Below are 13,476 nucleotides of genomic sequence, written 5' to 3'. Positions count from 1 at the left end.
AGTCTACACCATGCGAATGGTGTAGACTGTTTTAATTTGTAAGTATAACGGTTTCTAATTTTGGATCCTCAGTTGAATAACCAACTATTGAAATTGTGTAAATTGTATTTGGTTCAACGTTGAATTTTGGAATGGTTAATAGTACTTTTTTTGTATCAGCAAGTGAAACTTCAATATCTGCTGTACCAGGGCTAACTTGTAAAAAATCTGTTATTTGCTTAAAGAGTACATTTTCAAATAAATGATCCCCATCTTTTAAATTTACATTTACAACTGGAGTGTCTGGTGAAAAATGTGCAAATCGTATTTTTGCTTGACCAGATGGTAAATGAGTATTATCAAGAATGGGTTGTAATTGGAGATGATTATCGCTATTGACCGCTGCAAGGGTATAAGTGTGATTCCCCATTATTGGTACTAATGCTGAAAATATTGGAGTTTCGTTTCCGACAGGGACAATATCAATACGGTATTTACCTTGCACTAATGATAAATACGGACTGAATTGTTTAAAAGAAATATTTTTAATAACCTTTTGTCCGTTTATTATAATATCAACTGCTGGTGTATGGGGAGCTGTGTGGAAGATTCTCATATGTGACGGTAAAGTCGCTTCTTGTGAATCTCTCTTTTCATATGCTTGTACAAGTTTTGTAATTGCATCATAGTATTTCATATAGAGTTCTACATATCTTTTAGGATTGCTATATTGATAGTAACGAGCGAGCTGTTCGTAACGTGCAGCTTCTTGGCCGTATTTTTCAATTTCGGATTGAGTCATGAACATTCCTCCTTTATCATCATTACAAATATATGCGAAGCTAGAAAGAGGTTATGCAAAAAACTTGCCTTTCTAGAAGGAAAAGTTTAAATGGGGATTTTTTTATTTATAGGCAAACACACATACAAATCGATAATTGTCCTACATAAATTATAAAGGAAAGGTAGTTTGACTTTGAGGGAAGGAGTGGAACCATTGGGATGGGGATATCCCCATAGTTATTGGGAATGAAGTTATGGAGGATTTGGTGCTATAGGCTGTGGGACGAATTATGGATTTGTATTATGAGTATTTCTATTAATTTTAGTGATGCGTTGGATAAGGTAATACCGATAAAAGAGCGTCGTGCCGAACTGATTAATGTGGTTAATCGGTTCTTTTTTTATTGTTCTAAACAGGTGGTACTATTTGTTAAGAAATAGTTATGATAAATGAGGCGAAGTAAAATGTCGAATTTTGTTTGAAAATATGCAATATAAAGTAGGATAATAGGAAGGAGAATAACGGGAGTTTCGTCGAAGTTTACACAATGTCAGCAATTGAGGAAAGTTGATATTATATTAAAAAAATATTCAATTTGCTGTTATCTTAAATCAGGAAGGGGTATTTAAGCGTACAGGTAAGGTTGGTCTTCATTTTTAGTTCTGAATTTTCTGTTTTTAAAATAATATTTAGCAGTCATTTGTATATTTTATAATAGTTTTTTGATAAATTCACTGCTTTTGCAGAGGATTCTTTTTTATGAAAGAAACGTCAATTTTCTTCATATACATATACAAATTGGAGAAATGGGGGAGCGCTATGCGCGATTACTTAATTAAACCACTTGTTGGTCAGCCGTATCCGATGATTTCACATGGAAAAGGTGTGTATTTGTATGATCAAAACGGAAATAAATATTTTGATGGTTCGTCTGGAGCGATTACGGCAGGTATTGGACATGGCGTAGCAGAGATAGCAGAAGTTATAAAAAAACAGGCAGAGGAGATCGCTTTCGTTTATAGATCACAGTTTACGAGTGAACCAGCTGAAAAATTAGCGAAGAAGTTAAGTGATTTATGTGTAGGAGATTTGAACTGGAGCTTTTTTGTGAATAGTGGTACGGAAGCAAATGAAACAGCTATGAAAATCGCAATTCAGCATTTTCAGGAGCGTGGCATTCAAGGGAAACATAAAATTTTGTCACGGTGGATGAGCTATCACGGGATTACAATGGGAGCTTTATCTATGTCTGGGCATCCACTGCGCAGACAACGTTTCGTTTCTATTTTGGAAGATTATCCGACTATTCCAGCTCCATACTGTTTTAGATGTCCTGTACAAAAGGTATATCCAACATGTCAACTTTCTTGTGCGACTGAACTAGAAAGAGCGATTGATCGAATTGGTGCAGAACATATTGCAGCTTTTATTGCTGAACCGATTATCGGAGCTGCTGGAGGAGCGGTTGTCCCACCGAAAGAATACTATAAAGTAATTAAAGATATTTGTAGTCATTACGATATATTATTTATTGCGGATGAAGTAATGACTGGACTTGGTCGTACTGGTGCATGGTTTGCGATGGAGCACTGGGGTGTAGAACCGGATATTATGACCCTTGGTAAGGGGCTAGGAGCAGGTTATACACCAATGGCAGCAACAGTTGTAAGTGACCGTGTTATGGAGCCAATTTTACGTGGATCACGTTCTGTAATGAGCGGGCATACGCTTAGTGCAAATCCATTGTCTGCAGCAACGGCTTTAGCTGTTATTGAATATATGGAGAAACATAATTTACCTGAAAAAACAGCAGAAAAGGGAGAGTATTTATTAAAAGGTTTGCAGAAAGTTCAGCAACAATCGACAATCATTGCCGATGTGCGTGGAAAAGGATTGCTAATTGGAATAGAATTGCAACCGTTTACAAAAGCGTCGGAGCTTATTTCAGTTGCTGCTAAAAATGGACTGCTCTTATACCAAGCTGTTTCAGGGCAAGCAGGAAAAGAGGATAGTGCACTGCTTGTTGCACCACCAATGACAACTACATATTCCGAGTTAGATGAATTACTTTCAATTTTTGTAAAGAGCGTGGAAGAGATGATGCAAAAAGGAGGGCATAGTATCGCATGACAACTATTACAAATACATTCGGTAAATTAAAAGAAATAGAGGAAGTAATTTCTTTGTTCCATGATGATATGACATTAATGTTTGGGGGATTTGGAGGAATCGGATCCCCTCCATCTTTAATTCAAGCTGTTTTAGATAAAGGCATTACAAATTTAAATTTAATAGGAAATGATACTGGATTTCCTGATGTAGGAATCGGTCGTCTTGTTACGAATGAAAGGGTTAAATCTTTAGTTACTTCTCATATTGGGTCAAATCCAAATGCGGGAAGACAATTAAATGAAGGAAGATTGCAAATTGAATTCTCTCCGCAAGGAACACTCGCAGAGCGTATTCGCGCTGGTGGTGTAGGGCTTGGTGGTATTTTAGTTGACGTTGGTGTTGATACGATTGTAGAAGAAGGAAAGCGTACAGTTGAAATGAATGGAAAGACATATTTAGTTGAAACAGCTTTAACGGCTGAAGTCGCAATTGTATATGCGAAAAAAGCGGATCCGTTTGGCAATCTTGTATTTGATAAAAGTGCTCGTAATATGAATCCACACGTAGCTATGGCTGGTGACATAACGATTGTAGAAGCAGAAGAAATTGTTCCACTTGGAAGTTTAGATCCAGAAGAAATTGTCGTCCCAGGTGTATTTGTAAATTATATCGTGCCATCGGAAGGAGTGAATTGGAAATGGGTATGGGCGTAGAAGTAAGAGATAAGATTGCAAGACGTGCAGCGAAAGAAATTCAGAATGGTATGCTTGTAAATTTAGGTATTGGAATTCCATCGCTTGTACCGAATCATTTGCCAGAAGATATGAATGTTATGTTTCATGCGGAAAACGGTATTGTTGGTATGGGACCAACGCCAAGTAAAGGGAATGAAGATGAGAATTTATGTAACGCAGCTGGTTTACCAACATCTCTTATTACAGGAGCAAGTTATTTTGATAGTTGCATGGCGTTTGGCATGATTCGAAAAGGATTACTTGATGTTACGATACTTGGTTCGTTACAAGTAAGTGAAAATGGTGATTTAGCGAACTGGATTGTACCAGGAAAACGCGTTCCAGGTATTGGAGGAGCGATGGATTTAGCGCAAAAAGCGAAGCGGGTCGTTGTTGTGATGAATCATGTTGATAAATACGGAAATGCAAAGATTGTTTCGGAATGTACATTGCCATTAACTTCGAAAAAATGTGTAGATTTAATTATTACAGACATGGCTGTCATGGAAGTGAACCAAAGAGGACTTGTCTTACAAGAATTAATGAGTCCATATACTGTAGAAGATGTAAAACGACATACGACAGCTGATTTTCATATAAGCTCAAATTTACTAGTAATTGAATGAGGGGAGTTGTAATATATGGAGCAATTAAAAAAACAAGTTTGTGATTATATTGAGGGTCATGAAGAAGAGAGTGTAAAATTTTTAACACGATTAATTCAAGAAAAGAGCGTATCTGGTGATGAAAGTGGTGCGCAGGCAATTGTTATTGAAAAGTTGCGTGAGTTAGGTCTAGATCTTGATATTTGGGAGCCTGCTTTTAATGAAATGAAAGATCACCCTTATTTCGTATCACCTCGTACAAGTTTTACAGATAGCCCGAATATTGTAGCGACTTTAAAAGGAAGTGGCGAAGGGAAATCTATGATTTTAAACGGGCATATTGATGTCGTGCCAGAAGGGGATGTAAATCAGTGGGACCATCATCCATATAGTGGAGAGAAAATAGGAAACCGCATATATGGACGTGGAACAACAGATATGAAAGGCGGCAATGTTTCACTTATGCTTGCGATGGAAGCGATTATTGAATCTGGTATTGAACTAAAAGGTGATATACATTTTCAAAGTGTAATAGAAGAAGAGAGCGGTGGGGCAGGAACATTAGCTGCTATTTTACGAGGATATAAGGCAGATGGCGTTATTATTCCTGAGCCGACGAATATGAAGTTTTTTCCGAAACAACAAGGATCAATGTGGTTTCGTCTACATATAAAAGGAAAAGCAGCACACGGTGGTACACGTTATGAAGGAGTAAGTGCAATTGAAAAAAGTATGTTTGTTGTAGAGCATTTGAGAAAATTAGAAGAGAAGAGAAATGGTCGAATTACAGATCCGTTATTTAAGGGGATTCCGATTCCAATTCCAATTAACGTTGGGAAAATTGAAGGGGGAAGCTGGCCAAGTTCTGTTCCCGATTCATTAATTTTAGAAGGAAGATGTGGTATTGCGCCGAATGAGACTATAGAGGCAGCAAAAGAAGAGTTTGAGGGCTGGATTGGTGAATTAAAAGATGTGGATAGTTGGTTTGTAAAAAATCCTGTAGAAGTAGAATGGTTTGGGGCTAGATGGGTTCCTGGTGAACTAGAAGAAAATCATCCACTTATTACAACGCTTCAACATAACTTTGTTGAAATCGAAGGGAACGAGCCGATTATAGAAGCTTCGCCATGGGGAACAGATGGAGGTTTGTTCACACAAATAGCTAACGTACCCACGATAGTATTTGGTCCAGGAGAGACGAAAGTAGCACACTATCCAAACGAATATATAGAAGTTGATAAAATGATTGCTGCCGCAAAAATAATTGCATGTACATTACTAGATTGGTGTGAGGTGAAAAAATGAAATACTATGAATCTTTTAGTGAACAGACAAAGCATTATACAGTAGAAGGGGTTTTAGATTATTTTAATAAACGTATTAGAGTTGATCACTATACAGGAAATGTTGAAAGCATCATACAAACAATCGATGAATTAGCAAAGAAACATTCTTTCACTAAATGTATTATTAAAGGAAAGGGAGAGCATGTTTCAACATGGCTCTCTTTCGGTTTCTTACTGGAAGCAACGATACCTCATTATTTTCAAGGGCACGATGCGCACTTCTTCGTGAAATATCATAATGATGAAAGACGAAATAGTATTCATTGGACTGAGGAAGATACTATTTTAAGTGGTGTAAAAGAAAAAGAAGTGAAAGAAAAAATAGTCCCAGAGGAATTTGTGTTAAGAAAAGCGACAGAAGAGGATGCGGAAGAATTAGCAATTGTCTTTGGAAAAGTATTTGAAGTTTATCCGACACCTTTAAATGATGGGAATTATGTAAAGCAGACGATGAAGGAAGACGATACAATTTACTATGTTTATGAATTCGAGGGAAAAATTATTAGTACAGCATCTGCTGAAATGAACGTGAAAGAAGGTAATGCAGAATTAACGAATTGTGCTACATTACCTGAATATCGAAAACATGGTTTCATGAAAAGTCTGTTAATTAAATTGGAGGAAGAGCTCCAAGAAAAATCTATTTTTTGTTCTTATACAATTGCTCGCTCGCTATCTTTCGGTATGAATGCAGCCTTTCATCAATTAGGCTATACATATACGGGAAGGCTTGCGAATAATTGCTACATTTTTGATAAGTTGGAAGATATGAATATATGGGTGAAAGATTTATCAAGCTATTCGAAAGCAGTAAGACTCCCGCCTCAAAATTCGGCTGTAAAGCAAAGAAGTTAAGTGGGAGTCGGGTTAATAATAAAGCCCCACTGATTAAAGTTTCACTTAACCATAAATAAGCAATAAAAATATATATACATTTCATCAAAATAATAGAACGGAATCGTCATGCTTATAATCGCACAGAGGGTGCCGGAAATTCGGCGTTGAATTTGCTGGATTTTCGGCAAAAGGGGGGATGACATTGCTAGCAGTTTCGACACAGGAAGTCATTGAAGCGATTTTGGGCAGTATAGATGAGGCCATACATGCAGTAGATGAAAATGGGATTACAATATTTTATAATACAGTTGCTGCAAAACATGATGGATCTAAAATTGAAAATGTGCTAGGAAAGCATTTATTAGAAGCATTCCCGTCATTATCCAGAGAAACAAGTACGTTGATGAAAGTATTAGATACAAAAAAACCAATCGTACACCAAGTTCAACATTACCAAAATTTAAATGGGGAAGACGTTTGTACGGTCAATACAACGTTACCTATTTTAATAGATGGAAATATTGCTGGTGCTGTAGAAATTGCGAAAGATTATTCTACTATTCAAAAGCTTACTGATACGATTGTAGATCTACAATCGAAAATAAAACGATCGACTAGCAAAAAAACGGTGAAAAAGCATGTTGCATTCGAGACAATTGTAACTGATGATTCCCGCTTTAAACAGACGAAAGAGTTAGCACAAAAAGTAGCGCCAACCGATGCGAATGTTTTAATATATGGTGAAACCGGAACGGGGAAAGAGCTATTTGTGCAAGCGATTCATGAAGCTTCTAAACGAAAAAACAAGCCGTTTATTGCACAAAACTGTGCAGCTTTGCCAGAGTCGCTATTAGAAAGTTTGCTGTTTGGCACGACAAAAGGTAGTTATACAGGGGCAATCGAACGAGCAGGATTATTTGAACTTGTAGATGGAGGGACATTATTTTTAGATGAACTGAATTCAATGCCGCTTGATTTACAAGCAAAAATGCTACGTGTATTAGAAGATGGAGTTATTCGTCGCATTGGTGATAATAAGACGAGAAAAGTAGATGTTCGCGTTATTACTGCAATGAATCAGCCTCCAGAAGTATGTTTAAGAGAAAATAAAATTCGCACTGATTTATACTATCGATTAAATGTATTTTCATTATATATCCCGCCGCTTCGCGAAAGAACTGAGGATGTACTGTTATTAGCGTCTTACTTTTTGAAAGAATATAATAAAAGTTATAAAAAAGGTGTACTTCAAATTGATAAGGAAGCGAAAGAAAGATTACAAGCTTATCAATGGCCTGGAAATGTTCGTGAGTTAAAGCATACGATTGAACATGCTGTCATTATTACAGAAGGGAATTCGTTAACAGCAAATTGCTTGCCACGAACATTTCGGAAAGAGAAACTTCCGAAGAAGAAAAGTATATTACCGCTTAGGGAAGCTCTTCATCAAATGGAAAAGGAATTAATAGATCAAGCGTTAATTGAAACGGAAGGGAATATTTTGCAAGCAGCAAAAATGTTAGGTATTCCGCGTCAAACGCTTCAATATAAACTGAGCAAGTATGACAAAACCGCCGAATAACCGGCGGTTTTTGTGTGTTTGCACCAATAAAAGAGCGTTTACATATATAACAAGTAATGAATATGATAGTAAATATCGTTTTAGTACAGCACTTAAAAATATTTATTCTCTTATATAATAGGGTATTTCTCGCATTTACTTATCAAGAATATGAAGTTGGCATAATTATTGCTTATATAAAGGATGAGCGTATAAAAAGGGGGAATAGCAATGTTACATGATGTATACAAACCAAATCGTCACTGGAAGGATATTGAATTATGGAAAGATGTTACAGAAGAACAATGGAATGATTGGGTTTGGCAATTAACGAATACGATCAAAACTTTAGATGATTTAAAGAAAGTAATTAACTTAACACCTGACGAAGAAGAAGGCGTTAAAATTTCAACGAAAACGATCCCGTTAAACATTACACCGTACTATGCTTGGCTAATGAATCCTGATGACCCACGCTGTCCGATTCGGATGCAATCAGTACCGATTTCGGAAGAGTTATATAAAACAAAATATGATTTAGAAGATCCTCTTCATGAAGATGAAGATTCACCAGTTCCAGGATTAACTCATCGTTATCCAGACCGTGTACTATTTTTAGTAACGAATCAATGTTCTATGTATTGTCGTTACTGTACACGTCGTCGTTTTAGTGGACAAATTGGAATGGGCGTACCGAAAAAGCAATTAGATGATGCGATTGCTTATATTAGTGAAACACCACAAGTACGTGACGTTTTAATTTCTGGCGGTGATGGACTTCTAATTAATGATAAAATTTTAGAATATGTATTAAAGAATTTACGAGCAATCCCGCATGTTGAGATTATTCGTATCGGAACGAGAGCACCAGTTGTATTCCCACAGCGTATTACAGAAAACCTGTGTAACATAATTAAAAAATACCATCCAGTATGGTTAAATACTCATTTTAACACTTCTATTGAGATTACAGAAGAATCGAAACTAGCATGTGAAATGCTTGCAAATGCAGGTGTTCCAATTGGAAACCAAGCTGTAATTTTAGCTGGAATTAATGACAGCGTTCCAATTATGAAAAAACTTATGCATGATTTAGTGAAAATTCGTGTTCGTCCATATTACATTTATCAATGTGATTTATCAGAAGGTATCGGTCATTTCCGTGCACCAGTTTCGAAAGGTCTTGAAATTATTGAAGGCTTACGTGGACATACGTCTGGTTATGCAGTACCAACTTTCGTTGTCGATGCACCGGGTGGAGGCGGGAAAATTGCGCTTCAGCCAAACTATTTAATTTCACAAAGTGCGGATAAAGTTGTTCTTCGTAACTTTGAAGGGGTTATTACAACGTATCCAGAACCAGAAAACTATATCCCAGGAAGAGCAGAAGGCTACTTTAAAGAAATTTATCCGACTTATGAAGAGAAACGTTCTGATATCGGCGTTGCAGGATTGATGAGTGATAAGAAATTTAATCTTGTTCCAGATGATTTACAACGTATGAATCGCCGCAAAGATTATGAAGTCAATGAAACGCATGCTTCTTTAAAAGATAAACGTGATAAGCGTGATCAATTAAAAGATAAAAAATATCAAGCACAAATAGCAAAGTTAGATGATGACAAAAAAAATGAGGGTGACGTAGTATGAATTGTATGTGGTGTGACAGTACAGAAGCGAAAGAAAGCTTGAATACTGTATATTGGGAATTACCAGATGGTACGAAAGCCATTGAAATCCAAGAGACACCATGTATTACTTGTTCCTCATGTGGAATGGACTATCAAGCAGACCATACTGTAAAAGAAATTGAAGATCAGTTGTTTTTAATTTATACGAAAGATTTGCCAAAACAACTAACATACGAAGAGTTGATGGGAAGACCACGTTTATTAAAAAGGAATTATTTCGACTTTTAACCAGCTTTTATGCTGGTTTTTTTCTTTTTTGCCTTGTATAATGTACCCAAGTTAGAAAGGTAGGGAATATTTTTGAAAAAGACATTTTACCATTATATGATGAAGCACCGTGCAGCTTTATTTAAAAATGAAATATCAGATTTAGCAGAGGCGATGTATGATGATTTAAGTTTTCCGAAGCAATCTGAAGACTATGATGTAATTAGTTCATACTTAGAGTTAAGTGGAATGCTAGAAAGTATGTCTATATTTGATGATGCATGGGATTTATATATACAAGAGAGATAACGATATGAAGTTTTAGGGAAATGAAAGCATAATGAATACATTACTTTGAAAGAAGTGAAGTATTCATTATGCTTTTTTATTTACAATACGTCTTGCTGTTAGAACATAAATGAAAAGTGAAAGCTAGTTTAAATACTAGCTTTTTTAAGTTATATACAAATTCTACTTTTTTATTGAAAAAATTTATGAATATAAGCTTCTGTGATAAGCGTTTTTATGTAGGTTGCATATACTGTTATCAAAATCACGACGTTTAAAAAAGGAGAGATATTGATGGCAAGGAAAAAACAACCTAAATATAACGTAGGAGACATAGTCGTGATTACGCTATATGGAACCGTTGGGAAAGTTACAAATATGAAAGTTTTAGATGGAGTTTACGTATACGAAGTAAATAATCACGATGGATTTTATGTAGAACAAACTTTGCAGCATGTTACAGAGCAAGAAATGAAAAAGGGCGACACAGAGTGGATTGAATTAAATTATAACTTTACGTTTGGTGATCTCGTGCAAGTAACTGGATATGATAAAGATGTTTTTCGTATTGTTGGTTTTCGTACAGAAGTATGGAGATATAAAAATGATGCATGGGAAGATACTATATATGAATTGTCACGAATTACTGATGGTGAATGGTTAGAAGCTGATGAATCAGATTTAACATTACTTGCCAATGCACAAACGGCAAATGCAATTTTGAAGAAAATGAAACAAGATAAAGCGGGTATGAATAAATTAGATTTAGGAAAATTGAAATCAATTAACAATTCGAAAAAAGTAAGTGTAAAGACGAATCGCCAAGAAATTATTGATGGGTTATTAGATATTTATAATGATTATCATTTATTATTCGATACATTTAAAGATGAAGAATATAAAATTGTTATGGATGTTGTTCAAAATTATTTAGTTAAATTGACAGAGAAAAAATAGTTAACTAGAAAGAGAGAATAAATTGAACAACAACATATGCAGTATAAGGTATGCCTACAATTATTAAAAAAATAAAAAGCCATTTAATAAGAGAGTCTGCCCATTGATCTTCATGCATGAACTCTTCTTTTGTTTGCCCTACTTCTTGATCTACTTCATATTGGTATTCCATTATTATTTCCCCCTTTGGATAGCTTGTACTAACATCATATGCCCTTTACCTACATGATATGACTTATAAAAAAGAAAAACTATTTTTCTAATCTCATATACATAATTTTGAGATTTTTTCATAAAACAGAAATAAAGGAGTGATGCTCATGAAGGAAATTGAAGTCGTAATTGACACGGAAGAGATTGCGGAGTTTTTTTATGAGCGACTAATTGAAAGAGGGTACGTTCCAAAAAGAGAAGAAATTGAGGACCTGGCAGATATTACATTTGAGTATTTATTAGAGAAATGCATGATTGATGAAGTTTTTGATGAAGAGGAAGATTGAAAGTAACGGCGGGCTTAACTCGTCGTTTTTTACTCTTTACAAACTTGTCACAAATATAGACAAGAATTGTTGGTATAATTAAAAGAAAATTTTATACAAGAGGTGAAGGGATGTTCAAAAAAATTATTGATTCTTTATTAGGAAAGAAAAAACATCGTTCGTATTCAAGTAGTGATTATCGTCAAAGAGGGCGCTCTTATTCAAGTAGCGACTATAAACGACGTTCATCTGGTTATGGGCATCAGCATTATAAAAGAAAACGTAAAAGCCGTAGCTTCTTTTCAAGTAGCTGATGAAATGGCGTCGTATACTAGCTTTATTTGATAGACCACTGCGAAAAAATACAATCGTTGCAGAGCGTTATAAGATTGAATCAGTAATTGGAATGGGCAGTTATGGGGTTACATATGTCGTTAATGATTTACAAATAAATAAATATAAAGTCTTAAAACAATTAAGGAAAAGTAAACAAAGATATGAGTCTGGTAGAAAATCATTTGAGCAAGAGAAAGTGATTTTACAAACATTAAATCATGCGTCAATTCCTAATCTACATGATCATTTCATATGGGAGAAAAAGAACTTTTTTGTGATGGAGTATATGCCGGGGAGAAATTTCGAAGATCATATTTTCTTAGATGGGCAAGTATATGATGAACGTGAAGTTTTTGAAATTTTATATGAAGTACTAGGAATTGTTTCGTATTTTCATAGTAAAGGTATCATTCACCGAGATTTACGTATTCCAAACATATTAATGAAAGAAAATCAGATTAGTATTATTGATTTTGGATTGGCTAAATTGAAAGGTGAGGGTGATGAGCGAGCTATAACTTATGAAGGTGAACAAGCTTTGATGCGAGAAGTTCACTTTCGTAGCGACTTTTATGCGCTCGGTCATTTCGTATTATTTTTATTGTATGCTAGTTATGAATCGACTGAAAAAAAGGAAAAACCTTGGTATGAAGAGTTAGCGCTGGAAGAATATAATCGCGACATGCTGATGCGAATGTTACAAATGAAAGCGCCATACTATGAAAATGTACAAGATTTGAAAAAAGATGTAGCTTACGCTTTAGAAAGGATGGAGACCCCATGTTTCAAAAGTTTTTAGCAAGCGTTGGAATTGGAAGTGCAAAAGTAGATACTGTTCTTGAAAGAGATGAGTATACAGTTGGAGAAGAGATAGTAGGGAAGGTTCATATAACTGGAGGTTCAGTTAGCCAAGAAATTGAAAGCATTTACTTAACGTTGTCGACGTCATATGTAAGAGAAGTGGATGATAAAAAAGTAACTACAACGTATGATTTGGAGCGAGTTCGTTTAACAGATCCATTTTCTGTAGAGCCAAATGAAAAAGTGGAAATTCCATTTTCATTTTTAATGCCAATTGAAGCACCGCTAACACTTGGAATGAAAACGGTTTGGGTTCATACAGGTCTTGATATTAAACGTAGTATTGATCCAAGTGACCGTGATTATATTCAAGTATTGCCGAATGCACTATTGAACAGTGTATTAAATAGTGTAAATCAATTAGGTTTTAAAGCGCGTCATGTAGAATGCGAAGAATTACCGTATCGATTACGTAAGCAAGTTCCATTCGCGCAAGAATTTGAGTTTATTCCAGTCTCCGGAGAGTATTATGGGAAATTAGATGAATTAGAATTATTAATTTTGCCAAGTGCCCACGACCGATTAGAAATTATTATGGAAGTAGATAGAAAATCACGTGGATTGGCTGGTTTATTCGCAGAAGCGCTTGATCTTGATGAGAAGGTTATTCGCTTTACAGTAACAAACGAAGATATTCCAACGATGCAGCAAAAAATTAACAATAATATTTTTTAATAAACTATGCATAAAAAAGAAATG

16 protein-coding genes are annotated in these 13,476 nt (G+C 35.3%); 14 read left to right on the top strand and 2 right to left on the bottom strand.

The window, feature by feature from the left end:
- Positions 1-31: 31 nt before the first annotated feature.
- Entirely contained in the window at positions 32-781 is a 750-nt protein-coding gene (locus NSS74_RS12585; protein WP_002012659.1) for a DUF4397 domain-containing protein, read from the bottom strand.
- A gap of 801 nt (positions 782-1,582) precedes the next feature.
- Here NSS74_RS12585 and NSS74_RS12580 point away from each other — a divergent pair.
- The 10 genes from NSS74_RS12580 (at position 1,583) to NSS74_RS12535 (ending at position 11,101) form a co-directional block, all read left to right on the top strand.
- Positions 1,583-2,893 (top strand): aspartate aminotransferase family protein, encoded by a 1,311-nt coding sequence (locus NSS74_RS12580; RefSeq protein ID WP_033708325.1) that lies wholly within the window; start codon positions 1,583-1,585, stop codon positions 2,891-2,893.
- The gene (atoD, locus tag NSS74_RS12575) at positions 2,890-3,588 is read left to right on the top strand and encodes an acetate CoA-transferase subunit alpha (protein ID WP_002085805.1); all 699 of its coding nucleotides are present in this window, start codon (positions 2,890-2,892) and stop codon (positions 3,586-3,588) included. The genes NSS74_RS12580 and atoD overlap by 4 nt, the downstream gene beginning before the upstream one ends.
- Positions 3,573-4,235, top strand: coding sequence for a CoA transferase subunit B (locus NSS74_RS12570; RefSeq protein ID WP_340813690.1), 663 nt, complete (start codon positions 3,573-3,575; stop codon positions 4,233-4,235). Before atoD ends, NSS74_RS12570 begins: the two co-directional genes overlap by 16 nt.
- Positions 4,236-4,250: 15 nt before the next feature.
- Positions 4,251-5,519: a peptidase gene (locus NSS74_RS12565; protein WP_002012655.1), complete on the top strand. Its 1,269-nt coding sequence runs from the start codon at positions 4,251-4,253 to the stop codon at positions 5,517-5,519.
- The gene (gene ablB, locus NSS74_RS12560) at positions 5,516-6,415 is read left to right on the top strand and encodes a putative beta-lysine N-acetyltransferase (RefSeq protein ID WP_002085802.1); all 900 of its coding nucleotides are present in this window, start codon (positions 5,516-5,518) and stop codon (positions 6,413-6,415) included. The genes NSS74_RS12565 and ablB overlap by 4 nt, the downstream gene beginning before the upstream one ends.
- Positions 6,416-6,593: 178 nt before the next feature.
- On the top strand, positions 6,594-7,979 hold the full coding sequence (rocR, locus tag NSS74_RS12555; RefSeq protein WP_002012652.1) for an arginine utilization transcriptional regulator RocR: 1,386 nt from the start codon (positions 6,594-6,596) through the stop codon (positions 7,977-7,979).
- Positions 7,980-8,189: 210 nt separating this feature from the next.
- Complete coding sequence (ablA, locus tag NSS74_RS12550; RefSeq protein ID WP_002012651.1) at positions 8,190-9,608, top strand: lysine 2,3-aminomutase; 1,419 nt, start codon at positions 8,190-8,192, stop codon at positions 9,606-9,608.
- Entirely contained in the window at positions 9,605-9,877 is a 273-nt protein-coding gene (locus NSS74_RS12545) for a YokU family protein (protein ID WP_002085797.1), read from the top strand. Before ablA ends, NSS74_RS12545 begins: the two co-directional genes overlap by 4 nt.
- Before the next feature lie 72 nt (positions 9,878-9,949).
- Positions 9,950-10,165: a YozE family protein gene (locus NSS74_RS12540; protein ID WP_002085796.1), complete on the top strand. Its 216-nt coding sequence runs from the start codon at positions 9,950-9,952 to the stop codon at positions 10,163-10,165.
- 273 nt (positions 10,166-10,438) lie between these two features.
- Positions 10,439-11,101 carry a hypothetical protein gene (locus NSS74_RS12535; protein WP_002012647.1) on the top strand — a complete coding sequence of 221 codons (663 nt, stop codon included), beginning with the start codon at positions 10,439-10,441 and terminating at the stop codon, positions 11,099-11,101.
- A gap of 4 nt (positions 11,102-11,105) precedes the next feature.
- On the opposite strand, the gene NSS74_RS12530 is transcribed toward NSS74_RS12535, so the two are convergent.
- Positions 11,106-11,273 carry a DUF3930 family protein gene (locus tag NSS74_RS12530; RefSeq protein WP_000456534.1) on the bottom strand — a complete coding sequence of 56 codons (168 nt, stop codon included), beginning with the start codon at positions 11,271-11,273 and terminating at the stop codon, positions 11,106-11,108.
- A gap of 148 nt (positions 11,274-11,421) precedes the next feature.
- Here NSS74_RS12530 and NSS74_RS12525 point away from each other — a divergent pair, with 148 nt between their 5' ends.
- From NSS74_RS12525 to NSS74_RS12510, 4 genes are all read left to right on the top strand, one after another.
- Positions 11,422-11,601 (top strand): YozD family protein, encoded by a 180-nt coding sequence (locus tag NSS74_RS12525; RefSeq protein ID WP_002012644.1) that lies wholly within the window; start codon positions 11,422-11,424, stop codon positions 11,599-11,601.
- Positions 11,602-11,711: 110 nt separating this feature from the next.
- Positions 11,712-11,894 (top strand): hypothetical protein, encoded by a 183-nt coding sequence (locus NSS74_RS12520; protein ID WP_002085792.1) that lies wholly within the window; start codon positions 11,712-11,714, stop codon positions 11,892-11,894.
- A complete protein-coding gene (locus NSS74_RS12515) occupies positions 11,894-12,715 on the top strand; it encodes a serine/threonine protein kinase (protein ID WP_340813688.1) in 822 nt (273 codons plus the stop codon). Before NSS74_RS12520 ends, NSS74_RS12515 begins: the two co-directional genes overlap by 1 nt.
- On the top strand, positions 12,697-13,452 hold the full coding sequence (locus NSS74_RS12510) for a sporulation protein (protein WP_149190463.1): 756 nt from the start codon (positions 12,697-12,699) through the stop codon (positions 13,450-13,452). Before NSS74_RS12515 ends, NSS74_RS12510 begins: the two co-directional genes overlap by 19 nt.
- The last annotated feature ends 24 nt before the right edge of the window (positions 13,453-13,476 follow it).

It is taken from the genome of Bacillus sp. FSL E2-8868, from assembly GCF_038005505.1.
Taxonomy (GTDB): Bacteria; Bacillota; Bacilli; order Bacillales; family Bacillaceae_G; genus Bacillus_A; species Bacillus_A mycoides.
The sequence above is the reverse complement of the archived record's forward strand: the minus strand, read 5'-3'. Positions and strand labels throughout refer to the sequence as shown.